We start from the raw sequence: 24,263 nt of genomic DNA, 5'->3' as shown, positions 1-24,263 counted from the left end.
TTCAGCCGTGTTCGGCCACAACGTCTGCCGGCTTCTTATCCAGCCGCCAGCCGCGCCACACCGGGTGCCGGAGCTTGCCGCTGCCGGTCCATTCCCCGTAAGTGACCTCGCCGACGAGCCTGGCGCTCACCCAGTGGGCATCCGAGGCATCCTCCTCGGGCACCTCCTCGAAGGGGGAGGTCTTCCGGGGCAGGGCGTCCAGTTGCCGCCTCAGTTCCTTGAGCTCGCGGGTGCTGAAGCCACTGCCCACGCGTCCGACGTACCGCAGCTTGGAGCCTTCGGGGATCCCCAGCAGCAGCGAGCCCACGGAATTCTGGCGCTCGCCTTTTCCCGGACGCCAGCCCCCGACCACCACCTCCTGGGTCCGCTCGAACTTGAGCTTGAGCCATGACCTGCTGCGCTGCCCGACGTAGCGGCCGTCGGTGCGTTTCGCCATCACGCCCTCCAGCCCCAGCTCCCGGACGCTTTCCAGGATGTGGGTGGCGTCGCCGTCGATCACCCCGGAAAGCTCCACCGGGCAACCGGAGGGGCGGAAAAACTCCTCAAGGCGGGCGCGGCGTTCCCGCAGTGGCAGGCGGCGGAGATCCGCGCCGCCGTCGGACAGCAGATCGAACAGCATCAACCGCACCGGTGTCGATGCCTGCGCTTTCGCGACGTCGGCGGGCTTGGTGAGCTTCATGCGCCCCTGCAGCAGCCCGAAGTCGGGGCGGCCGGAGCGTCCGACGGCGATGATCTCACCGTCGGCGGTGAAGTCCTGTTCCGGCCAGCACGAACGGTCCGTCAGCTCCGGGTAGCTCGCGGACATGTCGTTGCCGTTGCGGCTGATGAGCCGGATCTTCGTGGCGTCTGCGACGATCAGGGCCCGCACGCCGTCCCACTTGAGTTCGAACTGCCAGTCCTTGTCCGGCAGATCAGCGGTAGTCCCGGAGCTGGCCAGCATCGGGCTGAAGTCCGGGACGTCCGGGCCGGGTGCGGGGGCCCGGTTCGGGGCCTGGACCGCTGCCTGCCCGGCATCAACGTCCGGGCTGTCCGCAGGTGCTGCCGGGGGCCCCTTCTTCGAACCGTGGGCCTCCATCAGATGGATGAGCCACTGGTCGTTGTCCTGGCCGGTGTGGATCAGGGCGAACCTGCGGGTCCCGCCGAGGCCGCCGCCCTCCTCGCCGGTCAGCGTGGCGATGACTTCCTTGCCCGCGATCCATTTATCGCATTCGTAGTATCCGCGGTCCCAGATGCTGACGGTCCCGGCGCCGTACTGGCCCTTGGGGATGGTGCCCTCGAAGTCCGCGTAGTCCATCGGGTGGTCCTCGGTCTGGACCGCGAGGTGGTTCTTCGCGCCGGTCGTGGGGACACCCTTGGGCAGCGCCCAGGACACCAGTACGCCGTCGCGCTCCAGCCGGAAGTCGTAGTGCAGCCGGCTGGCGTGGTGTTCCTGGATGACGAACTTCTCCCGCAGCGTGCCGGCGTCGGTCCCGCTGCCGTGCCGCTCCGCCGCGAAGGGCTCCGGCGTGGAGGCCGAGTCCCGCTTGGCGCGGTATGGCTCCAGCCGGGGATCGGTATCGCCGCCGCCGGCCGGTTCGACGTCGGATGCCTCCTTGGGAGCGCCGGCCGGATGGCCGCCGGATCGCCTGCCCCCTGAGATCGCGGCGAACGGATCCTTGCCGGACTTCACCCGTTTCATGACCTCCTGGTAGTCCAGCTGGTGCAGGGACGGGGAACTGAGCTCGCGCCAGGTCCGCGGCGCCGCCACCGTCGGCCGCGGCCGGCCGCGCAGCGAGTAGGGCACGATCGTGGTCTTCGCGGCGCTGTTCTGGCTCCAGTCCACGAGGACCTTGCCGGCGCGCAGCGCCTTCTTCATGTCGCTGACGGCCAGCTCCCGGTGGTCCGCCTCCAGCGCCCGGGCCAGTTCATGCGCGAAGTCCGAGATCTGCTCGGAGCTCCGGGTCCCGTCCAGGGCGGCGTAGAGGTGGATGCCCTTGCTGCCGCTGGTCACCGGTACGGGATCCAGGCCCACGTCCTGCAGGATGGTGCGGGCCAGTTTGGCAACTTCCACGCACTCCGCCAGCCCGGCACCCTCCCCGGGGTCCAGGTCCAGCACCATGCGGTCCGGCGGCATGGCGTTCCCGTGCGAATCCACCCGCCACTGGGGAACGTGGATTTCCAGGGCCGCAATCTGGGCGAGCCAGGCGAGGGTGGCGGGATCATTGACCAGCGGGTACTGGTTGGTGTGCTCCTTGTGCTTGATCGAGGCCCGGGGCACCCAGCCGGGAGCGGATTCGTCCAGGTTCTTCTGGAAGAACACCTGCCCCGGGGCCTCGGGGGTGCCCACTCCGTGGACCCAGCGCTTCCGGGTGGCGGGCCGGTTGGCGGCGGCCGGGATCAGCACCGGCGCCACCGCGGCGTAGTAGGCCAGGACATCGGCTTTGGTGGTGCCCGTCTCCGGATACATGACCTTGTCCAGGTTGGTCACCACGAGCTCGCGCCCATCCACCCGGACACGCTGCTTACCGTTGGACGGACTGCTGCGCTCAGGCGGGCCTACATTGTCAGGCAAAGGTCTTCACCTCCGTACGGCACTGGTGTTCACTTGTCCCATGAGAGCCATCTGGAAAGGCGCGATAGCGTTTGGGCTGGTCAACGTCCCCGTCAAGGTCTACAGCGCCACGGAGGACCACGACGTCAGCCTGCATCAGGTCCACAACACCGACGGCGGGCGGATACGCTACCAGCGCCGCTGCGAAGTCTGCAGCAAGATCATTGACTACGAGGACATCGACAAGGCCTACGAGGACGAGGGCCGCACCGTAGTCCTCAGCCGTGAGGAGCTCAAGGCCATCCCGGCGGAGAACAGCCACGAGATCGACGTGGTGCAGTTTGTTCCGGCCGATCAGCTCGATCCCATCATGTTCGAGAAGAGCTACTACCTCGAACCGGACTCCAAATCGCCCAAGGCCTACGTGCTGCTGTGCCGGGCCCTCGAGGACACGGACCGGGTGGCCATTGTCCAGTTCGCGCTGCGGGAGAAGACCCGGCTGGGGGCCCTGCGGATCCGCGACGACGTGCTGATGCTGCAGTCCCTGCTCTGGGCCGACGAGGTGCGGGAGGCCAGCTTCCCGGCCCTCGAAACCTCCATCCGCATCTCCGCCCAGGAGCGCGAAATGTCCGCTGCCCTGATCGATTCGATGGCCGCCGACTTCGAGCCGGGACAGTTCACGGACGACTACCAGCTGCAGTTGCGCCAGCTCATCGAGGCGAAACTGGAAAAGGGGGAGTCCCTGGACACCGAGGAAACCTTCGGTGTGCCCGCCGCCGAGGCCGGCAGCGGCGAAGTGATCGACCTGATGGAAGCGCTCAAACGGAGTCTGGAAAGGAAGCGCGGAGGCGGCCAAGCTCCCGCGGAGGGGAAGCCCGCGGCGAAGGCCACCGCGAAATCGACCGCGGCCACGCGGAAAACTGTGGCCAAGACTGTGGCCAAGACTGCGGCCAAGCCCGCGCCGAAAGCTGCCCCCAAGGATGAGGCGAAAAGCGCACGCCAAGGCGCCTGAAGCGGCGGGTCCGGCGCCCGTGGCCATCGGGATCAGGAGTTCCTGAGCGCGGAGATGAGCTCACTCTTTTTCTTCGCCGAATAGCCCTTGAGGCCGATTTCCTTGGCGCGTTCCTTCAGCTGGGGGACCGTCCAGGCCTCGTAGTCGCCCGCCTCGCCGCCCTTGCGGCCCACAGCAGAGCGGCCTCTCTTGGCGGCGGCATTGGAAATGCGGACGGCCTTCTGCTTGGACGCGCCGTCGTCCCGCAGTTCCTCGTACAGTTCCGGATCCTTGATGCTCGGACTCTCAGCCCCGGTCTTCTTCCTGTTGGGCATGGCTACCTCGGCTTCCGCAGGTCGTCGTCGAACGCCACGGGAACGCCGACTTCAGTGCTTGCCTGTGCGCTTGCCACGGGGTCATCTCCTTCGGCCGGGAACCATTCCAGCGGCGGCCCGGTGAAAAGGTGCCGCGAATTCCAAACTATCGGCGTGGATTGGCGAAGACAAGCCTTACTAAGGTCACTTATGAATTTGTTGAGAGGGCTAGGAACCGGGGGAACGACGACGGCCCGGCAACACCCCGTTCGGGTGCGGCCGGGCCATGCGTGCGGCCGGACAGTGCTATTCGGCGTCGTGGTCCGTCTCGAGGATCTGCACGAGGCGGTCGAGTGCTGCGTCCGCGCCTTCGCCCTCGGCCCTCAACACCACAACCTCGCCGTGCGATGCGCCCAGGCTCATCAGCGAGAGGATGCTGGCGGCATCCATGGCCTCGTCCTCCGGCTCGCCCAGGCGGGCAATGGTGATTTCCAGATCGAGCTCGCCTGCTGCCTCGGCGAAGATGGCGGCCGGGCGGGCGTGCAGCCCGACGCGGCTGGCGATGGTGGCGTTACGTTCGGTCATTTCTGCTCCTTGAATATCAGCTTTGAGTAGCGGCTAGGAAGTCGTTCTGGACCGGCTCAGACGGTAACGGGAACTGCTTCCACCGTATCAACGGACTTCCTGACTGCCCAGCGCTTGAGCGCCAGTACGGACAGCGCGGTCACGACGGTTCCGACCAGGATCGCGACAACGAACATCACGAAGTTGTCGATGGCGAAGAAGACGAAGATGCCGCCGTGCGGGGCCTTCGATCCGACCCCCGAAGCCATCGAGATGGCTCCGGTGACCGCACCGCCGAGCATGCTGGCCGGGATGACCCGGAGCGGATCGGCGGCAGCGAACGGGATGGCGCCTTCGGAGATGAACGAGGCGCCCAGCAACCAGGCCGCCTTGCCGTTTTCACGCTCGGCCAGGCTGAAACGCTGCTTGTCCAGGACCGTGGCGAGTGCCATGGCCAGCGGCGGAACCATGCCCGAAGCCATGACCGCGGCCATGATCTGCCAGGGCGCCTGGTTGGTGATGCTGGCTGCTCCCAGTCCGGCGACGGCGAAGGAGTAAGCGACCTTGTTGACGGGTCCGCCGAGATCGAAGCACATCATGAGGCCCAGGATCACGCCGAGGGCGATGGCGCTGGCACCGGTGAGGCCGGACAGCCAGCCGCTCAGGCCCTTGCTGATCGCCGCGATCGGTCCACCCAGGATCAGGAACATCAGGCCCGAAGCGACGAGGGAAGCCAGGAGCGGGATGATGACCACCGGCATCAGGCCGCGCAGCCAGCGGGCCACATTGATCCGGCCGATCGAGTGTGCGACGTAGCCGGCGAGCAGGCCGCCAACGATGCCGCCGAGGAAGCCGGCACCCATGAACCCGGCGACCGCACCTGCGACAAAGCCTGGCGCGATGCCCGGCCGGTCAGCGATGGCGTAGGCGATGTAGCCGGCCAAAGCGGGTACCAGGAAGCCAAGCGACAGGGCGCCGATCTTGAACAGTACGGCGCCGATGTAGGCGCCGAGCGGGCCCCAGGCGTTGTCCGGGAACTGCGTCGGCAGGTTGAAGAGGCTGTTGTCCACGACGATCGCATCCGCGTACTTCGTGATCAGGTAACCGCCCATCAGGAAGCCGAGGGCGATCAGCAGACCGCCGCCTGCCACGAACGGGATCATGTAGCTGACGCCGGTGAGCAGCGCCTTCTTCAGCTTCTGGCCGATGTGCTCGCCCTTTTCCATGGCTTCGGTCTCAGCCTGCTCCTCGGCCCCGAAATGCGGCACGCGGCGGGCGTTCGGGTTGTCCGCTGCGGCCAAGGCCTCCTGGACCATCTTGTCCGGCTCGTCGATGCCGCGCTTGACGGGGGCGTTGATGACCGGCTTGCCGGCAAAGCGCTCCTTGCCGCGGACGTCCACATCCACGGCGAAGATCACGGCGTCCGCGGCGGCGATGACCGCGGGATCCAGCGGCTTGGCGCCGGACGAGCCCTGGGTTTCGACCTGCAGGTCCACGCCGACTTCCCGGGCCGCGGCCACGAGGGAATCTGCGGCCATGTAGGTGTGGGCGATGCCGGTGGGGCATGCCGTGACGGCCACGAGGCGCTTGGGCCCGCCGGCCTTGGAAACACCGGCGGCGGCACCGGCGGCGGCGGGGGCCGTGGAAGCAGCCGCGGCTTCAGCCGCAGCGTGGGCGGGCTTGTCCGCCAGCGCGCCTTCGACGAGCTCAACGATTTCCGCCTGCGAGGACGCGGCACGCAGCGACGCGGTGAAGTCCTTCTTGATCAGGGAGCGGGCGAGCTTGGACAGGAGCTTGAGGTGGTCCTGGTCCGCGCCTTCGGGAGCCGCGATGAAGAAGATGAGGTCCGCGGGTCCGTCCTTGGCGCCGAAATCGACCGGCTGCGAGAGCCGTGCCATGGCCAGTGTGGGTACCGTGACCGCCGTCGAGCGGCAGTGCGGGATCGCGATGCCGCCGGGGACACCCGTGGCGGTCTTCTGCTCCCGCGCGAACGCGTCGGCGAAGAGGCCTTCGACCTCGGTGGCGCGTCCGTTGGCTGCGACTCTGCCGGCCAGGTGCCGGATCACGTCCTCGGGCGAGCTGCCCAGATTCTGGTCGAGCTCGACCAGTTCGGTAGTAATGAGCTGTGTCACTGTCAATCCTTCCGGAGGGCCGTGATGGTTACGGCATCAGGGGTGGTTTGGTTTACTGCCGGGACAGTGGAGCCCGGCAGGGAAGCGGCGGCGGCACCATGGGCCACCGCCTGACGGAGGCAATCGGCCGGGGCGGCGCCCTGGCTGGAGGCGAGCAGGTAGCCGGCCAGCGAGGAATCGCCGGCGCCGACAGTGCTGACAGCCTTGACCGGCGGATGCGTGGCCAGCCACGCGCCGTCGGACGTTACAAGTACCGCACCCCTGGAGCCCAGGGTTGCCAGCACGGCACCCACTCCGGAACGCACGACGGCGGCGGCGGCCGCTGCGGCAGCCTCCGGATCCGCTTCGAGTTCTTCGGCGGATTTGTGCGTGGCGAAGCCGGCTGCGGCAGCCAGTTCCGCCAGTTCCTCGGCATTGGGTTTCAGGAGGTCCGGCTTTCCCGAGGCGTCGCCGGAGATCGCTGCTGCGAGGGGTCCGCCTGAGGAGTCGACGGCGATGCGGGGCGCATCGCCGCCGTCATGCATGGACCGCAGCCGCCGGGTGACGGTGGCGTAGAAGTCGACAGGAACTCCTGGCGGGAGGGATCCAGCCAGGACAACCCAGGCGGCGCCGCGGGAGTGGTCCAGGAGCAGCCCGATCAGGGCTTCCTGCTGGTCCCCACTCAGTATCGGACCGGGTTCGTTGATTTTTGTGGTGACGCCGCCGGGCTCGGTGAGTGCCACGTTGCTGCGCAGCGGCTCGCCGATCGGGAGGGCGGCGAAGGGCACGTCGCCCTCCCGCAGCCCGGCAAGCACCGGATCGGCCTCCGCTCCGGGAAGCACCGCAATGGTCTTCAATCCGGAGGCCGCCAGGGCGCGGGAGACGTTCACTCCCTTGCCGCCAGATTCCTGCCGGACCGAGACGGCCCGCTGGACTTCACCGCGGAGCAGGGGGCCGGGCAGGGCCACCGTGCGGTCCAGGCTGGGGTTGGCGGTCAGGGTGACAATCATGCGACCACCACCTCCACTCCGGCTTCCGCAAGAGCGTCGGCGAGTTCCCGGTTGGGTTTCCTGTCTGTGATCAAGGTGTCCAGATCTTTCAACGAGGCGAACTGGACCAGGGTTTCCGCGTCCAGCTTGGAGGAATCAGCCAGCACCACGATGCGGCGGGCTGATTGGACGAAGGCAGCCTTGACGGCGGCTTCTTCAGGATCGGGTGTGCTCAGCCCGAAGGCTGCATGGATGCCGTTGGTGCCGATGAAGGCGGTGTCCGGACGGATCCGGCGCGCGGCCTCCACCGTGGACTGGCCGACCGCGGCCTGGGTGATGCCGCGGACCTTCCCGCCCAGCAGGTGCAGTGCGATGCCGGGTTCCCCGGACAGCCTGGACGCGATGGGCAGCGCGTGGGTGATGACCACCAGTTCGTCGTCGGAGCCCGCGGCAGGGCGGCTGGCTGCCGTGCGGGCGGCCAGGAGTTCCGCAAGGGCCTCGGTGGTGGAGCCGGCATCGATCAGGATGCTGCCTGAGCGGTCCTGGGGGATAAGTGCCAGGGCGGCCTCGGCAATGCGGGTCTTTTCCGGCTGCCGCTGGACCGTCCGCTCCAGGATGCTTTCTTCGGTGGTGCTGAAGCGGTCCGGGGAAACGGCGCCGCCGTGGACCCGGCGCACACTGCCGGCGGATTCGAGGGCGGCGAGGTCGCGGCGGATGGTTTCGGTGGTGATGCTGAAACGCTCGGCGAGGTCCGTGACGCTGGCCCGGCCGCTGGCGGAGATGAGCCCCACGATCAACTGTTGGCGTTCCTCGGCGAACACTTACCCTCCATTGCGTACTGATTGCGTTTGTCCTGCGGATTCTCCAACCGCTTCAGTGACTCCCATCACATGAAGTGGAATTATTTGACTTTATCTTTTTTCATGTTGCTTTGTCAATGAAAAACAACATGAACGCAGAAATCACTTGGCGGCTCCCGCGGGACATGTCCAGTCTTCGCGCCGTGGAGTGAGCATTTTGGAACTATGTCCACCTCTGGCTCCGAAAACTGGGCATGTGGCTCCGGGGATTCACGGACCGGGGGACATGTCCACCGTTGGCTTCAAAGGTGGGGCATGCGCAGAGGGCTGGGCGGGGCGGCTCACAATGACAGACGCCGGGCCGGACCCCTTGGGGTCCGGCCCGGCGTCGGGGTCGTTCGTTGGGCGCAATGAGGCGCGGCGGTGGTTTAGAGGCCCGCGTCGCGGCTCTCGTTGCGGGTGATGGTCTCGCCCGTGTTGGGGTCGACCACCGAGCGGGTCTCGCTGACCCGGCGGGTGCGGCTGCGACCGGCGGAGGCAAGGACGAGTGAAGCGATCAGCCCGATGACGCCGACCACCATGAGGATGTAGCCGATCATGGTCTGATCCACGTTGGGGATCAGGCCGGGTGTGACGGCCCAGGCCAAGATGGCGCCGATCGCGATGAGGAAGATGGCGGAACCGATTCTCATGGCTTGCTCCTTGGTGTCCTGTGGGACAAATAGGCATTGCTAAGCATGCTGTCCAGCGTCACGCTACAGCCCGGTAGGTGTTGTTTCAACGAAACGGCCTGCGCCCCGCCGGGAGTTTTCTGGGCGCACGGCACGTTCCGCGCACTCTTCGGGCACCCGCGCCGCGGATCCCCGTGGCGGCCGTCCGATTTCTTGCGGATTTCCGGGCTGGATAGGCTGGCCCCATGGAGACAGTCGTCTGGTCCAGGCCGGAACATAAGCGTGCCGGCACGCCGTTGCTGGTCATGATGCACGGCTACGGCACGGACGAGTCCCGGATGGTGAAGCTGTTCGACTCCCTTCCGCCGGACTTCAGCTGCGCCGCCCTTCGCGGCCCGAAGGTGATCGGGGACCACCACGGCTGGTTCCTGCTGGACTATTTCCTGACGCACGACTTCGCGGACATCATCTCCAGCACGAACGGCGTCCTGGCGTGGATCGAGTCCGTCAAGGCGCGGCACAGCAGTGTCAGCCTGCTGGGATATTCGCAGGGGATGGCCATGGCCAGCACCCTGCTTCGGCTCCGGCCGGAGCAGTTCCGGGCCGTCGTCGGACTGTCCGGCTTTGTCCTGGACAACGAACTGCTGGCCATGAGCGAGTCCTTCGAGGCCCGGCCGCCGTTCTTCTGGGGCCGGGACAAGGACGACGTCGTGATCAACGATGCCGCCACGGAGCACACCGAGGAGTGGCTGCACGAGCACACCCAGCTCACAGCGCGGACCTACCCCGGCATGGGCCACTCCATCTCCAAAGCGGAACTCATCGATGTCAGCGCCTTCCTGCGCCACTATGTGCTGCGCTGAGCGGGGCCACTGAGCCGGGCGGGCGCAGCCTGAATATGGCCAATCGCTTTACTTCGGCAGACCACTTGCATACCAATTTTGTAAGCGTTTACACTCGACTTCGGCCATGTTCACCGGCCTACTACTTCGGAGGGAAGAAAGGGCTGAGCCCGTGCCGCAGGCTAGGACCCCGCGCGTGACCATCCAGGATGTCGCCGCGCTTTCCGGACTCTCCATCTGCACAGTCTCCCGCGCCCTCCGGGACCTGCCCAATGTTTCGGAAATAGCCCAAGCCAAGGTCAGCGATGCGGCGGCAAAGCTCGGCTACAAACCCTCCTCCGCGGCTTCCCGGCTGGCCGGCGGAAGCACCGGCTCCGTGGCCATCATCGTCCCCACCGCCACGGCCTGGTTCGTCGCCCAGGCCGTGGAAGCCGCCGAGGAAGTGTTTGCGGACAGCGGCTATGACACCGTCCTCATCAGCCTCCGGAACCGGCCTAGGGTTCACCGGAAGCTCTTCGGCGACCTGACCGGGCTGTCCCAGCGTGTGGACGGTGTCCTGCTGCTCAATATCGCCCTGAGCGAAGCCGAAATGGCAGCCCTTGCCGGCTCCGGGCTGTCCGTGGCGAGTGTGGGCATGCACGACGTCCCCTGGGACAACGTCGGCATCGACAACGAGGAAGCGGCGCGGACAGCCACCAACCACCTGCTGGGATTGGGCCACTGGGACCTCGCCATCCTGTCCGGGTGCGAACCGGCGAGCCCTCCTTGGTCACTGCCAGCGAGCGGCTGCGGGGCTTTGAGCGCGCCCTGACGGAACACGATCTGACGGTCGATCCTGACCTGGTGATCGACGCCGGCTCCAGCATCGAAGGCGGCCGCCTGGCCATGACAGAGCTGGTCGAAAACCGCAGAATGCCGTCCGCAATCTTTGCCGGCTGCGACGAAACAGCCTTCGATGCGCTCATGGCCCTGAGGGATCTCGGTTTGTCAGCACCGAAAAACGTGTCCATCATAGGAATAGACGATCATCAGATGAGCTGGTTCCTGGGACTGACCACAATTTCCCAGCCAGTAGCCGATCAAGGCGCGTTCGCAGCCAACCTGCTGATTGAATCACTCCACCGCCCGGGGCTTCCGAATCCCCCGTCCAACCACGTGCTGGACACCAAACTTGTAGAGCGCAAGAGCACCCGCCGCCGGCGCTGAGCCGGACGGCGTCCGCCACCGGATCACCCCGCACCGCCCCGGCCACCGACGGCCGCCGTCGATAACCGCCGTCTTGCCTGGCCACCGTCTGAAAGGACTTTCGATTCATGACCGAACTGCCCACCACCTCTGGCCTTGCCGCGGCGATCTCCGGTGGTTCCGCCATCCTTTTCGACCTCGACGGCGTCCTGACTCCCACCGCGATCGTGCACGAGCGCGCCTGGCAGGACCTCTTTGACGGCTTCCTGCGCTCTGTCCCCGAGGCCGCGCCCTACCGCGAAAGCGACTACTTCGACCATATCGACGGCAAGCCCCGGTTCGACGGCGTCCGTGACTTCCTCGCCTCACGCACCATCGTGCTGCCGGAAGGCCCGCTTGATGACGATCCCGCCCACAACACCGTCCACGGGCTGGGCAACCGCAAGAACAAGGTCTTCAACGACGTCGTCGAGGCCGGCGGCGTGAAGCCCTATGAGGGATCCGTGCGGTTCATCGAGGCCGCGCTGGCCCGCGGACTCAAGCTCGCCGTCGTCTCCTCCTCCCGCAACGCCCCGGCCGTCCTCAAGGCCGCGGGCCTGTCCGATTACTTCCCCGTGGTGGTGGATGGCGTCGTCGCCGTGGCGGAGGGGCTGCCCGGCAAGCCCAGCCCGGCCACCTACGAATACGCCGCGCGGCTGCTGGGCCTGCCCAGCGAAGAGTGTGTCGTCGTCGAGGACGCCGTCTCCGGCGTCCAGGCCGGAAGCGCGGGGAGCTTCCATTCGGTGATCGGTGTGGACCGGGGAGCCGGCCGGCAGACCCTGCTGGATGCCGGGGCCACCCTGGTGGTCAACGACCTCGCCGAACTGCTCTAACCCCGCGTCCCGCCCAACGTCACCCGCCGCACAACACCCGCCCGAAGGGACCCCTCAAAACCATGGCTCTCATCACCTCGGACCGCGCCCGGTTCCCCAACGACCCCTGGCAGCTCGTGGAGACCGTCCACCTGCGCGGAAACGCTGGCACGCTGGAAACCCTCTTCAGCCTCGGCAACGGGCACCTGGGCATCCGCGGCGCCCACTGGGCGGCCGCCGACGCCGAACTTCCGGGCAGCTTCATCAACGGCTTCCACGAGACCTGGGACATCAAGCACGCCGAGAACGCGTACGGCTTCGCCCGGACCGGCCAGCGGATCCTCTACGTCCCCGACGCCAACAACTTCACCGTGATCATCGACGGCGAGACGCTCAGCCTCGACGAATCCACCGTGCTGGACTACCGGCGCTCCGTCGATTTCGCTACGGGCGTCTACGAATGCCGGATCACCTGGCAGTGCCGCTCCGGCGCCACCGTGACCACCACCGAGCGGCGTGCCGTCGGGTACGAGTCCCGCGGAACACTCGGCATCTCCCTCGAGGTGGCGGCCGACCGGGACATCTCCGCCGACGTCACGTCCTCCGTCATCAACCGCCAGGACCAGCCGGTGGATGACCACTCCGCCCATGACCCGCGCCGCGCCGGACGTCACGCCGGCCGCGTGCTGCTGCCGGTGCGCCTCGACGGCGGCGACGGCTCGCTCCGCCTGTCCTGGGAGGCCGCGGAATCCAAGCAGCGGCTCGGCATGGCCGTGGACCACTGGACCTCGGCCGGGGTCCAGCCCTTCGACACCCAGGTGGACCAGGACGACAGCAGCGTCCGCTACGTGCTCGCCGTCGGCGCGGAGGAGCCGTTCGTGCTGGAGAAGAGCGTCAGCTACGCCGTGGGGCAGGCCGCCGATGACCTGGCCGACACCGCGGAAGCCGGCCTCAAGCCGGTCGGCGGGATCTTCGCCGAAAGCGAGGCCTACTACCGCGGCTACTGGACCACCAGCGACATCGTGCTCGCCGGCCAGACCGAGCTCCAGCAGGCCGTCCGCTGGAACCTCTTCCAGCTGGCCCAGGCGACCGCCTGCGCCGATGTGGCCGGTATCCCGGCCAAGGGCGTCAGCGGCTCCGGCTACGACGGCCACTACTTCTGGGACCAGGAGGTGTACCTGCTGCCCTACCTGACGTACACCAACCCCGCCAACGCCCGCCAGGTCCTGGAATTCCGCCATGATCTCCTGCCCGAGGCCAGGATCCGCGCCAAGGAGCTCAGCGTGGACGGCGCGCTGTTCCCCTGGCGCACCATCAACGGCCTGGAGGCCAGCGCCTACTACGCGGCCGGCACCGCACAGTTCCACATCGCCGCCGCGATCGCCTTCGCCACCAACCGGTACATCTGGGCCAGCGGAGACCAGGAGTTCCAGGAAACCCTGGGCTCCGAGCTGCTGATCGAAACCGCGCGGATGTGGGTGTCGCTGGGCTTCTTCGGCAAGGACGGGCAGTTCCACATCCACGGCGTCACGGGCCCGGACGAGTACACCGCCGTCGTCAATGACAACCTCTACACAAACGTCATGGCGCGCTTCAACCTGCGCGCCGCGGCCGCGCTGGACCACCCGGGGATTGACGACGCCGAACGCCAGCTCTGGCAGCAGGCCGCGAACCGGATGCAGCTGCCCTATGACGAGGACCTGCAGGTGCATTCGCAGGACAACGACTTCATGACCCTGGAGCCGTGGGACTGGACCACCCCGCGGTCCGAATACCCGCTTCTGCTCCACTTCCACCCGCTGGTGATCTACCGGCACCAGGTCCTGAAGCAGGCCGACACCGTGCTGGCCATGTTCCTGCAGTGGCAGGACTTCACGGCCGAGGAAAAGCGCCGCGCCTTTGATTTCTACGATCCCATCACAACCGGCGACTCCACGCTGTCTGCCTGTGTCCAGGGCATCATGGCGGCCGAGGTCGGCTACGGGAAGGCCGCGTTGGACCACTTCACCCACGCCCTGTTCATCGACCTAGACGACACCCACGGCAACACTATCGACGGCGTGCACATCGCCTCCACCGGCGGCGTGTGGAGCTCGCTGGTCAGCGGCTTCGCCGGGCTTCGCGACCAGGGCCCGGTGCCGTACTTCGACCCGCGCCTGCCCGCCGAATGGGACGGACTCGACTTCCACCTGAAGCTCCAGGGCCGGCTGCTGCACGTGGAACTGGACCCGGGATCGATCCGGCTGGGCATCCGGGAGGGCGCCCCGCTGGAGGTCGACGTGCGCGGTGAACGCGTCACCGTCGGCAGCGTTCCGGTGCAGGTATTGCTTGCGCCCGTGGCTGCCCCCGAGCCAACGGTCTTCCCCAGCGGGCTTCCGACGGCGTCGATCCCCGTAGTGCGCGCCCGCGCCTGAGTTGGCTCGTGGCCCGAGCCGGCACTCCTTTGAAGGGCTCGGGGCGGGTGGCCCGAACGATGCGGCGGCGTTGACCGGCGGGGACGCTATCGCGGGTGCAGATCAGGGCGAATTGACGGCGCCGATCCGCCCTTAACTGCCCACCCGACCGCCCTTGACTGCCTCGTCCGTTCCCTGGTCTGTGCGGTGGTCCAGTGGATGGGTCAGCTCATCGGCCCGCATCCTGGCCACGATCATGGCCACCACGGCCACGACGGGGCACACGGCGCCGGCCACCAGGAAGATGAGCCACACCGGCAACACCTCCGCGGCGGGCCCGGCCAGGGCCATGGAAACCGGCATGAGGGCCAGCGAGACGAAGAAATCCAGGCTGGAAACCCGGCCCAGGAGATGCGGCGGCACACGGCGCTGCAGCAGGGTCCCCCAGATGACCATGCCGACGCCGTCGGTGGCGCCGAAAACGAACAAAGCCAGGGCCAGAGCCCAGAAACTATCCATGATTCCCACCGCGGCAATCGGCAGGCTTCCGACTCCCCAGCAGACCATCATGATGGTGAGGTAGCGGCGCGGCAGCGGGAATGAGGCGGTGGCCAACGACGCCGCGGCGCCTCCGACGCCCATGATGGCGAGCAGGAAGCCGAACATGCGGGCGTCGCCGCCGAGCTGGTCCCGGACCACGAACGGGAGCAGGACTTCAATGGGTCCGATCAGGAACAGCACGGAGATGCAGGCCCACAGCAGGGTCCACAACAGCCAGGGCGTCCGGACCGTGTAGCCAATTCCTTCGCGGAGATCCTGCAGCAGCGAAGTCATGGCCGGTTCTTCGCCGTGCCGGGCGCCCGGGGGCGCCTGCTGGCTGCGGCGGCCGAGGACGTTCAGGATTCCGAAGGCCAGCAGGTGGCATGCCGCCACCCCGGTGACCGCAGACGAGGGGGACAGTGCTGCCACCAGGATGCCTGCCACAGCAGGGCCGGCGGCCTGCTGCAGGATTGGCCGGATGGTCCCCTCCATGCCGTTGGCGGCCAGCAGGTCTTCCGGCGGCAGGATCCGAGGCAGGATGGCCGAGTAGGCGGGAAAGAAGAACGCGGCCCCGACGCCCAGCACGAACGCCCCGAGCGCCAGATGCCAGAGCTGCAGCCAGCCCTGCATGGCCAGTCCGCTGATCGTCGCAACGACGGCAAGGTTGGCGCCCTCGACGGCGATGATCAGGAGCCGCTGCGGAACACGGTCCGCCGCGATGCCGCCGGCCAGGACAAAGGCCACCAGGCCCACACTGCCCGCTGCGGCCACCAAGGAGAGCTCCAGCGGGCCTCCGCCGAGGTGGATCACCTCGTAAACCATCGCCACGGCCCACATTCCGGAGCCGAAAATGGAAATGGCCAGCGCAGCGATCAGCACCCGGTATTCCCGGTGCGCGAACGGTCGGAGGGCTCTCAGCGCGCGCATGGGTCAAGTCTAGACTCCCGCAAAGGGTAGAACAGGGTTGAAAATGGTTCTTCGGCCGCAGCCACGCGGGCATCTTTCATGGGTCATCGCGGGGGTCGACAGGACGGTCACGCACAGGAATAGTTGCAGACATGCATGCAAATAAGTCTGGGGCGGAGGCGGCGAGCATCGGGCGGCCAGTCGAGCTCAAGGCCCTGTTGGTGCTCACTGCCGAGCGCGCGGAAAAGCCTTGACTCGGTGTGATCCAGATCAAAGAGTTATTTCACTATTCAAGACCTTGATTTCACATTGTGGAAGTTTTAGGGAATGGAGATTACGGTGTCTCAAACAATTCCACCGGGCGCAAGTCCGCGTCTCTACAACGAAGACCTCGCACCGTCCGAACACCGCACTTGGGGTTTCTATTCGCTGTTCGCGATGTGGATGTCCGACATTCATTCACTCGGCGGCTACACCTTCGCCGCCGGCCTCTTTGCGTTGGGCCTCGGTGCCTGGCAGGTGTTCCTGGCACTGGTGGTGGGGATCATCATCGTCTTCTTCCTGATGAACCTCTCCGGCTACGCCGGCCAGAAGACCGGCGTTCCCTACCCCGTGCTTGCCCGGGTTTCCTTCGGAACGTTCGGCGCCAACCTGCCCGCACTGCTTCGTGCGCTCGTGGCAATCGCTTGGTACGGTATTCAGACCTGGCTCGCCTCTCGCGCCGTCATCATCATCGCCCTGAAGATCTGGCCCGATCTGAAGGGCCTGACGGAGAACAACTTCCTCGGCGAATCCACCCTCGGCTGGCTGGCCTTCCTGTTGATGTGGTTGCTCCAGCTTCTTCTGCTTCGAAACGGCATGGAGACGATCAGGAGGTTCCAGGACTGGGCCGGCCCGGCCGTCTGGGCGGTCATGGGCCTGCTGGTCGTCTACATCTTGATCAACGCGGGCTGGAACATTTCCCTCGACTTGCCGGGGGGAAATGCGGAATGGGGCGTCACACATGCCTTCTTTGCCGCCATAGCGCTGACGGTGACGTACTTCTCCACCCTGATGCTCAACTTCTGCGACTTCTCCCGCTTCGCGCCGTCTCGCAAAGCAGTGCGCACGGCGAACCTGTGGGGGCTGCCGGTAAACTTCATTGCCTTCTCCGTGGTCTCCGTCGTCGTCACCGCGGGAACATTCAAGGTCTACGGGGAGCACATCTACGACCCGGTCGAGATCGTCGGGCGGATCGACAGCATCTGGGCGCTTCTGCTCGGCGCCGTCACCTTCGCTGTCGCAACGTTGGGAATCAATGTCGTGGCGAACTTCGTCTCGCCGGCCTACGACCTGGCGAACGTCTGGCCATCGAAGATCGACTTCAAGCGGGGCGGCCTGATCGCCGCGATGATCGCGCTCGTCATCACGCCCTGGAACTTGTTCAACAGCCCCGTCGTGATCAACCTTTTTCTCGGGGGGCTCGGAGCGCTGCTCGGGCCGCTGTTCGGGATCATCATGATCGACTACTACGTGCTCCGCAAGCAGCGCGTGCTGGTTCGAGACCTGTTTAGGGAACACGGGTACTACACGTATTCGGGCGGCTGGAACCACAAGGCCGTCATCTCGTTCCTCGTCTCGGCCGTCCCGGCGGTGATCTTCGCGCTCGCTCCCGTCTTTGGCGCTCTCTCGGCCTTCTCCTGGTTCATCGGAGCAATCGTGGCGGCCGCGGTGCATTACTTCATCTCGCGCAACGACACGAGTCTGGCTGAATCGATCGCGGCCGCGACCGCCGTAGAAGCTGAGCCGGGTGCGGCCTCGACGCAGGTTGTCGCCGGATCATGACCACAGTGGGCGAGGTCGCCCACGAGGAGACGGGCGGCACGGTCGGCCTTCGTCGACGTTGGCTTCAGGGGCAGCCAGACGCACTGGCCTGGTCTGCCGCCGCACCCGCGCCATCAACCGGTTAAGGGCGCAGCCGCCGGAGTATATTCCTGCAATGGCCTGCCTGCTTTCTTGCTGCGCGGTCCAGTTTGAAGAACTGCACAGCCTCCAGAACCTACTACTACCGGAGAGGCAAGAGGTAAAAACACACCCTAAGGAGGGCGACCTCGTGCGCCATTGGGCGCTGGTTGAACGAGCGGAGGTGGAAAACCTTCGCCGTTGCGTTGTCTCAGCGGCAAAAGCCACCACGACATCCGCCGCTGCCTCAAGCACACCCTCGCCAGGCACCTCCACGGCGTCATGGAGTCCGCGGACGCAGAGCCCCCTGCGCCCGCGGACAGTTGACAAACCTGGGAGCGTCCGACGGTCCACGCAAAGACTAGAGTTCAGAAAACCGATCGAACTCATGGAAGGACTCTTGCTGAATGACCGCCTGACTCCGCCGTTCGCTCTTCGGCTCTTTGTTTCAGGCGTAACTGACCGAGGTCTCCTCGTTCTGGCGTTTTTCGATCCCGCCGCGGCGGATCAGTTTGCCGGTCGGTGTCCGGCCGTCGATCAGGGTGCCGCGGAGGTAGGTTTTGCGGATGACGCCGGAGAGCGGGCGGCCGTCGTAGGGGGTGATGGGGTTTTTGTGCTTGAGTTTGGTCACGTCCACGACGTAGGCCTGGTCCGGGGCGAAGACGGAGAAGTCGGCGTCGTAGCCGAGCGCGAGCCGGCCCTTGGTGCTCAGGCGTGCCAGTTCGGCGGGTTTGGCGGCCATCCAGGACACGACCTGTTCCAGGGTGATGCCGCGGTGCCGGGCCTCGGTCCAGATCAGGGACAGGCCCAGCTGCAGGGAGGACACCCCGCCCCAGGCCACGGCGAAGTCGCCGTTGTCCAGGTCCTTCAGGTCCAGGGTGGAGGGAGAGTGGTCCGAGACGATGCAGTCGATGGTGCCTTCCTGCAGGCCCTTCCAGAGCAGTTCGCGGTTGGCGGCCTCGCGGATCGGCGGGCAGCATTTGTACGCGGTGGCGCCGTTGGGGATTTCCTCGGCCATGAGCGTGAGGTAGTGCGGGCAGGTTTCCACGGTGAGGTGTACGCCGTCGCGTTTGGCGGTGGCGATCATCGGCAGCGCGTCCGAGGAGGACAGGTGCAGGATGTGCGCGCGGGCCCCGGTCCAGCGGGCCCGTTCGATGACTTCGGCGATGGCCTTGTTTTCGGCGCCGCGGGGGCGGGAGGCCAGGAACGTGGCGTACTGGTCCCCGCCCGGGTGCGGGGCGTGGTCGATCGCGCGGGAGTCCTCGGCGTGGACGATCATGAGGGAGTCGAAGGAGGCGAGCTCGGCCATGTCGGCCTCCATCTCCTCGGCGTCCAGGTGCGGGAATTCGTCCACGCCGGAGTGCAGCAGGAAGCATTTGAAGCCGAAGACGCCCTCGTCGTGCAGCGGGCGGAGGTCCTTGGTGTTGCCGGGGATGGCGCCGCCCCAGAAGCCGACGTCCACGAACGCCTGGTCCTGCGCGACCTCGCGTTTGAGTTTGAGGTTCGCCACGGTGGTGGTGGGCGGGATGCTGTTCAGCGGCATGTCGATGATGGTGGTCACGCCGCCGGCCGCGGCGGCCCGGGTGGCGGAGGCGAAGCCCTCCCACTCGGTCCGGCCGGGCTCGTTGACGTGGACGTGGGTGTCCACCAGGCCGGGGATGAGGGTCTCGTCCTCGGCCAGGTCGATGATTTCGGTGCCGGTGAGGCCGTTGCCCAGCGGTTCCAGGGCGACGATCTTGCCGTCGCGGACGCCGACCTCCCGGGCGGCGATCCCGGCCGTGGTCAGGACCCGCCGGCCCCGGATCACGAGGTCATAGTGTTCTGTTGTGTCAGTCATTGGTGCTCACCTTTTCTGTGACGGCGGTGCTCTGAACGGCGGTGCTTTGAACTGCGGGGAACGGCCAGCCGGTCACCACTTTGGGGCGCGGCGGGGCGTAGGTACGGACTTTCGAGGTGGAGAGTCCAAGGCGCACCAGCGATTCGGCGATCGTGACCGCGGCTGCGACGCCGTCGACGACGGGGACGCCGAGGCGGGTCCTGATTTGTTCATCAAGGCCGGACATCCCGCCGCAGCCGAGGACGATCACCTCTGCCTTGTCGTCTTCAACAGCGCGTTTGGCCTGGTCGAGGATGGCTTCAATCGCCCGTTCCGGGAACTCTTCGAGCTCAAGAACACCCAGGCCGCTCGCGCGGACGGAGGCGCACCGGGCGTCCAGTCCGGCCAGTTTCAGCCGGTCCTCGATGAGCGGTACTGTCCTGTCCAGGGTGGTGACGACCGAATATTTGTGGCCCAGGAACATGGCCGTGCTGGCAGCCGCCTCGGTGATGTCGACGACGGGTACGTCCAGCAGCTCCTGCAGCCCCTCCCGTCCGTGTTCACCGTAGCCGGCCTGGATGACGGCGTCGTAGGGTTCCGGATAGGCGATGACTGCGTCCATCACTGCGATGGCCGCCAGATAGCTTTCAAAGTTGCCCTCACAAGAGTCGGCTCCGAACCGAGGTGTCAGGCCGACGATTTCCGTCCCGGCGGCAGCGGCCGCGCGGGCCTGTGTGGCAATTGATTCGGTCATGGATGCTGTGGTGTTGACGTTGGCGACGAGGATACGCATGGTGTCTTTCGGGTTGGCTGCTTTGGGGGCCCGCCGGCCCTCCGTGTCCGGGAGGGCCGCCGGGCCGATGGCTGGGAGTCTCAGTGGAGGCTGGGGACGGCGATCGGTTCTCCGGAAACGTCATGGAAGGTCCGCTTGCGGTCCGCAGCGATGAAGTAGGCGATGGCTCCGATGCCCGCGCCGATAAACCAGGAGAACGCGGCGACCGGTTCCAGGGCCGGGATGAAGGCGATGAGGAGCGAGATGATCGCGGCCGGGATGAACGCCGCCACCGCCCGCAAATTGACGCCGTTGCGGTAGAAGTAGGATCCGTTGCTGGCCTCGGTGTAGAGCTCGGGGACGTTGATCCTGGTCTTTCGGATGAGCCAGTAGTCGGCCATTATGACGCCGAACAGCGGGCCCAGCAGGGCGCCGAGGCCGCCGAGGAAGTAGACGATGACTGCGGGGTTGTTGTAGAGGTTCCAGGGCAGGATGACCAGTCCGATGATGGCGCTGACCAGGCTGGCGCGGCGGAAGTCCAGCCGCGTGGGTATGAGGTTTGTCAGGGCGTAGATCGGGGCCACGAAGTTCGCCATCAGATTCACGGCGATGGTCAGCACGAGCAGTGCGAGGGCGGCCGCCACCAGGAGGAAGGTGTTGGGGATGGATTGGACGATGTCTGACGGGCTGCCGATCACGACGCCGTTGATTTTGAACTGCGCACCGGTGATGACGATGACGATGAGGCCGAAGAAGAGCATGTTCACCGGGATGCCCCAGAAGTTGCCCTTGATGATGGACTTGCGGGTCGTCGAGGAGCGCGTGAAATCGCAGAAGTTCAGCACGAACGTGGCGTAGATGGAGACCCAGAGTGCGCCGCCGGCGAAAATCTCGAGCCACATGGCACCGCCGGTCAGGGCATCGGGCGTGGAGAGGGCAATGGAACCGCCGGCCTGGATGAACATCCAGATGGCGAGGGCTGACATGGTGACCAGGATGATGGGCCCGGCGAACGCCTCGTACTTGCGGATCATGTCCATGCCGTAGCGGACGATGATGACCTGCACGATCCAGAGAAAGAGGAACGAGGCCCAGCCGAGGGTGGAGAGGCCGAGGATGGAGTCCTTGTCGAGGTCACCGAGACCGGGAGCCAGGGCGATGAGGAGGACGCGGAGTACCAGCGAGGCCAGGTAGGTCTGGATTCCGAACCAGACGATGGCGACGCCGCCGCGGATGAGGGCCGGGATCTGCGCGCCGTGGATGCCGAAGGCGATGCGGCTCATGACAGGAAACGGCACACCTGTCTTGTGGCCCATGAAGCCCGAGAACGTCAGGAGCAGGAAGAGCAGCACCGCACCGACGCCGAGTGCGAGCAGGATCTGCCAGGCGCCAAGACCCAGCGCGAAAAGTCCTATCGCGAACCCGTAATTGCCCAGGCTGTGCACATCGTTGGCCCAGAGGGTGAAGATGCTGTAGGCGGTCCACCGCCGCCCCGCCATCTTCGTTGGCGCGAGATCCTGGTTGTAAAGCCGGGCACTGGTCGGCGCCAGCCCTAGGGCCCGGGTATCAACCGGAGGCTCATGAAGGATCGGGTCGTGGTGTTCGTGGTGTTCGTGGTGAACGTGATGCGCATGATCTGCGGCGTTGGCCGCATCGATCGGTGGGGTGTCGATCTGTGGGGTGGTATCCGGCGCCGGATTCATGGAAAAGCCTCTCTGGGAATGAAGAATTTTGGGTATGCGAAATAGTCCATACACGTACTGGGGACTGCGGCTCGGAGCTTCCGGCGGGTCAGAGCGTCGGGGAAGCGGCAGGCTCTCGAAAACCGGTAGCCCGGGATGAGCGTTGATCGCGCGGGTTTCAGCACGATGGCGGAGGCGGTGCCTCCAAATGACACAAACCGGTCAGCTGCGGGGATCTGCCCACGGCGGTCGGTGTCTGAATGCGCCGCCGGGGCGATCAGAGCTGAACGGGAGGATGCGCAAAGGCGCCGTGTCCCTCCCGGCAAGGGCCGAACTCGCTTTCAGCCCTGCACGTTGTGAGATGTACATGAATCCAGACCAATCTCTTGGAATTCGTCCTCATCGTCGAGGATGTAATCCACAGTAAGCCACATCACACATTTTCACAATAGGATAATGAATTTCCACATCCCGGAAACTTGGACCTGAGGTTAGGGAGCCGGGTACGCGAGCGGAAGCGGGATGCTCGGGTATTTGCCCGGCCCTGCTCGCTCCGAGCCCACTGGGCATCAGTCATAGCGGCAGTCCGAGAGACACCTCAGCAGTCCCAAACCGGCTACGCAGAGATTAGGAGAGACGCCCTACTGTTTGACGCCCTAGTGTTAAGGCTTGATGGCAGCCGCCGGCTGTCCGGAAGATAAGCGTACGAAAGTCAAGCAAGCACCGGTTCCCACGAGAGGCGATGATGGCCAAGCGCAGCAACCCGGCGATGAAGATTGCCCAGAAGACCGCTCACAATGCCATGTTCGATGCCGACGGCAGGCCGAAGCCGGGCGTCCACAACATGCTCCTGCGCGCGGTGGAAGTCCAGCGGCCGCTGGTGCTGGCCAACATCCGGCGGCTCCAACGCAAGCACCCGCAGGCCACGGCGGCGCAGCTCGCCGCCAAGCTGGAGCGCGACTACCTGCTGGCCGTCACCGGCGGCGGGGCCCTCGTCGGCGGATCGGCCGTGATCCCGGGCGTCGGCACCGTGGCCGCACTGGGCCTTTCGGCCGTGGCCACGGTCGGCTTCCTCGAAGCCACAGCGCTTTTCTCCACGTCCCTGGCCGAGCTCCACGGATTGCGGATGGTGGACCCGGAAAAAGCAAGCACCCTGGTCATGGCCATCATGCTGGGCGAGGAAGGCACCGAACTGCTGAGCTCGCTGAGCGGCCAGGCCGCGGGCAGGGGAAAGGGACCGTCCCAGGCCTGGGGCTCGGCCTTCGCGCGCCGGGTGCCGCTGGCCGGCTTCGGCCCGGTGCGTGAGCGGATCCAGCGCGCCTTCCTGCGGTCCTTGCTCAAGCGCCAAGGCTCGGCCCTGCTGGGCCGGGTACTGCCCTTCGGCGTCGGCGCTGTCGTCGGCGGGGTGGGCAACAGGGTCATGGGGCGCGCCGTCGTCGCTAATGCCAAGGAAGCCTTCGGCCCCCTGCCGGACACGATCCCGGGGGAGCTGCTGGCCCTCGGCAACCGCACCGCTCCCGGGACACCCGCGCAGGACAACCCTGCCGACAACCCCGCGCGCAACCCACCGGACGACACCGCGCTGGAAGGCGACACCCATGGATCTGAACGCTGACCTCGGCGAGTCCTTCGGCACCTGGACCATGGGCGATGACGCCGCCATGGTCCGGCTCGTCACCAGCGCCAGCGTGGCCTGCGGATTGCATGCGGGGGACCCCGTGACGATGCTGGACACCTGCCGCGCGGCCTACGAGCTCGACGTCAACGTCGGCGCCCACCTCGGCTACCCGGACCTGGCCGGCTTCGGGCGCCGCTCGATGGACATGACCTTCGACGATCTCTTCGGCGCCGTGCTGTACCAGCTCGGCGCACTCGACGGCGTCGCGCACGCCGTGGGCGCCTCGGTGGACTACGTCAAGATGCACGGGGCGTTGTACGACCGCACAGTGCGCGACGCCGAGCAGGCCTCCGCGGTGGTCGCCGCCATCCAGGCCTATGATCCGGGACTTCCCGTCCTGGGCTTTCCGGGATCCGCACTGCTGGGCATCGCCAAGGAAGCCGGCCACCCCGTGTTCGCTGAAGCCTTCGCCGACCGTGCCTACCTCCCGGACGGCAGCCTGGTGCCGCGCTCGCAGGAAGGGGCCGTGCTGCTCGACGCCGGCATTGTGGCCGAGCGGGCGGTCCGCCTCGCCCTGAAGGGCGAAGTGGTGGCCGTGGACGGCTCCGTGATCCGGGTCAGGCCGGATTCGCTCTGCCTCCACGGGGACACCCCCGGATCCGTCAGCACGGCGGCCGCGGTGCGCGCGGCCCTGGAAGCAGCAGGCGTGGAACTGGAGCCTTTCGCCTAAGCCGGCGCGAGCCCTTC

20 protein-coding genes are annotated in these 24,263 nt (G+C 66.5%); 9 read left to right on the top strand and 11 right to left on the bottom strand.

The window, feature by feature from the left end; genetic code table 11:
• Position 1: 1 nt before the first annotated feature.
• Positions 2-2,446 (bottom strand): ATP-dependent DNA ligase, encoded by a 2,445-nt coding sequence (locus ACQCSY_RS07820; RefSeq protein WP_427135735.1) that lies wholly within the window; start codon positions 2,444-2,446, stop codon positions 2-4.
• Between the two features lie 145 nt (positions 2,447-2,591).
• Between ACQCSY_RS07820 and ACQCSY_RS07815 the strand changes: the two genes are divergently transcribed.
• Positions 2,592-3,542: a Ku protein gene (locus tag ACQCSY_RS07815; RefSeq protein ID WP_427134601.1), complete on the top strand. Its 951-nt coding sequence runs from the start codon at positions 2,592-2,594 to the stop codon at positions 3,540-3,542.
• A gap of 32 nt (positions 3,543-3,574) precedes the next feature.
• On the opposite strand, the gene ACQCSY_RS07810 is transcribed toward ACQCSY_RS07815, so the two are convergent.
• The 6 genes from ACQCSY_RS07810 to ACQCSY_RS07785 all read right to left on the bottom strand — a co-directional run bounded on the left by ACQCSY_RS07810 (position 3,575) and on the right by ACQCSY_RS07785 (position 8,991).
• The gene (locus tag ACQCSY_RS07810; RefSeq protein WP_427134600.1) at positions 3,575-3,856 is read right to left on the bottom strand and encodes a DUF7218 family protein; all 282 of its coding nucleotides are present in this window, start codon (positions 3,854-3,856) and stop codon (positions 3,575-3,577) included.
• Positions 3,857-4,141: 285 nt separating this feature from the next.
• Positions 4,142-4,420 carry an HPr family phosphocarrier protein gene (locus tag ACQCSY_RS07805; protein WP_427134598.1) on the bottom strand — a complete coding sequence of 93 codons (279 nt, stop codon included), beginning with the start codon at positions 4,418-4,420 and terminating at the stop codon, positions 4,142-4,144.
• 56 nt (positions 4,421-4,476) lie between these two features.
• On the bottom strand, positions 4,477-6,531 hold the full coding sequence (locus ACQCSY_RS07800) for a PTS fructose transporter subunit IIABC (protein WP_427134596.1): 2,055 nt from the start codon (positions 6,529-6,531) through the stop codon (positions 4,477-4,479).
• 2 nt (positions 6,532-6,533) lie between these two features.
• Complete coding sequence (locus ACQCSY_RS07795) at positions 6,534-7,520, bottom strand: 1-phosphofructokinase family hexose kinase (protein WP_427134594.1); 987 nt, start codon at positions 7,518-7,520, stop codon at positions 6,534-6,536.
• Positions 7,517-8,320: a DeoR/GlpR family DNA-binding transcription regulator gene (locus ACQCSY_RS07790; protein ID WP_427134592.1), complete on the bottom strand. Its 804-nt coding sequence runs from the start codon at positions 8,318-8,320 to the stop codon at positions 7,517-7,519. The genes ACQCSY_RS07795 and ACQCSY_RS07790 overlap by 4 nt, the downstream gene beginning before the upstream one ends.
• A gap of 407 nt (positions 8,321-8,727) precedes the next feature.
• Entirely contained in the window at positions 8,728-8,991 is a 264-nt protein-coding gene (locus ACQCSY_RS07785; RefSeq protein WP_427134590.1) for a DUF6458 family protein, read from the bottom strand.
• A 224-nt stretch (positions 8,992-9,215) separates the two neighbouring features.
• Here ACQCSY_RS07785 and ACQCSY_RS07780 point away from each other — a divergent pair, with 224 nt between their 5' ends.
• The 5 genes from ACQCSY_RS07780 (at position 9,216) to ACQCSY_RS07760 (ending at position 14,262) form a co-directional block, all read left to right on the top strand.
• Positions 9,216-9,833 (top strand): alpha/beta hydrolase, encoded by a 618-nt coding sequence (locus ACQCSY_RS07780; protein WP_427134588.1) that lies wholly within the window; start codon positions 9,216-9,218, stop codon positions 9,831-9,833.
• A 175-nt stretch (positions 9,834-10,008) separates the two neighbouring features.
• Positions 10,009-10,623: a LacI family DNA-binding transcriptional regulator gene (locus tag ACQCSY_RS07775; protein ID WP_427134586.1), complete on the top strand. Its 615-nt coding sequence runs from the start codon at positions 10,009-10,011 to the stop codon at positions 10,621-10,623.
• Positions 10,557-11,018, top strand: coding sequence for a LacI family DNA-binding transcriptional regulator (locus ACQCSY_RS07770; RefSeq protein WP_427134584.1), 462 nt, complete (start codon positions 10,557-10,559; stop codon positions 11,016-11,018). Before ACQCSY_RS07775 ends, ACQCSY_RS07770 begins: the two co-directional genes overlap by 67 nt.
• A gap of 107 nt (positions 11,019-11,125) precedes the next feature.
• Positions 11,126-11,869 (top strand): HAD family hydrolase, encoded by a 744-nt coding sequence (locus ACQCSY_RS07765; RefSeq protein WP_427134582.1) that lies wholly within the window; start codon positions 11,126-11,128, stop codon positions 11,867-11,869.
• 62 nt (positions 11,870-11,931) lie between these two features.
• Positions 11,932-14,262, top strand: a complete 2,331-nt coding sequence (locus ACQCSY_RS07760) for a glycoside hydrolase family 65 protein (protein ID WP_427134580.1) — start codon at positions 11,932-11,934, stop codon at positions 14,260-14,262.
• A 132-nt stretch (positions 14,263-14,394) separates the two neighbouring features.
• On the opposite strand, the gene ACQCSY_RS07755 is transcribed toward ACQCSY_RS07760, so the two are convergent.
• Positions 14,395-15,708 (bottom strand): MFS transporter, encoded by a 1,314-nt coding sequence (locus tag ACQCSY_RS07755; protein ID WP_427134578.1) that lies wholly within the window; start codon positions 15,706-15,708, stop codon positions 14,395-14,397.
• Positions 15,709-16,026: 318 nt separating this feature from the next.
• Here ACQCSY_RS07755 and ACQCSY_RS07750 point away from each other — a divergent pair, with 318 nt between their 5' ends.
• Positions 16,027-17,511 (top strand): NCS1 family nucleobase:cation symporter-1, encoded by a 1,485-nt coding sequence (locus ACQCSY_RS07750; protein ID WP_427134576.1) that lies wholly within the window; start codon positions 16,027-16,029, stop codon positions 17,509-17,511.
• A gap of 565 nt (positions 17,512-18,076) precedes the next feature.
• Here ACQCSY_RS07750 and allB read toward each other — a convergent pair.
• The 3 genes from allB to ACQCSY_RS07735 form a co-directional block, all read right to left on the bottom strand.
• Positions 18,077-19,465, bottom strand: a complete 1,389-nt coding sequence (gene allB, locus ACQCSY_RS07745) for an allantoinase AllB (RefSeq protein ID WP_427134574.1) — start codon at positions 19,463-19,465, stop codon at positions 18,077-18,079.
• The gene (locus ACQCSY_RS07740) at positions 19,458-20,237 is read right to left on the bottom strand and encodes an aspartate/glutamate racemase family protein (RefSeq protein WP_427134572.1); all 780 of its coding nucleotides are present in this window, start codon (positions 20,235-20,237) and stop codon (positions 19,458-19,460) included. Before ACQCSY_RS07740 ends, allB begins: the two co-directional genes overlap by 8 nt.
• 80 nt (positions 20,238-20,317) lie before the next feature.
• The gene (locus ACQCSY_RS07735) at positions 20,318-21,919 is read right to left on the bottom strand and encodes an NCS1 family nucleobase:cation symporter-1 (RefSeq protein ID WP_427134570.1); all 1,602 of its coding nucleotides are present in this window, start codon (positions 21,917-21,919) and stop codon (positions 20,318-20,320) included.
• A 724-nt stretch (positions 21,920-22,643) separates the two neighbouring features.
• On the opposite strand from ACQCSY_RS07735, the gene ACQCSY_RS07730 reads away from it, so the two are divergent.
• The gene (locus ACQCSY_RS07730; protein WP_427135734.1) at positions 22,644-23,513 is read left to right on the top strand and encodes a hypothetical protein; all 870 of its coding nucleotides are present in this window, start codon (positions 22,644-22,646) and stop codon (positions 23,511-23,513) included.
• A complete protein-coding gene (locus tag ACQCSY_RS07725) occupies positions 23,497-24,246 on the top strand; it encodes a 5-oxoprolinase subunit PxpA (protein WP_427134568.1) in 750 nt (249 codons plus the stop codon). Before ACQCSY_RS07730 ends, ACQCSY_RS07725 begins: the two co-directional genes overlap by 17 nt.
• The last annotated feature ends 17 nt before the right edge of the window (positions 24,247-24,263 follow it).

This window comes from Pseudarthrobacter sp. S9, from assembly GCF_050156545.1.
Classification (GTDB): domain Bacteria; phylum Actinomycetota; class Actinomycetes; order Actinomycetales; family Micrococcaceae; genus Arthrobacter.
This window is presented reverse-complemented; position numbering and strand designations above follow the sequence as displayed.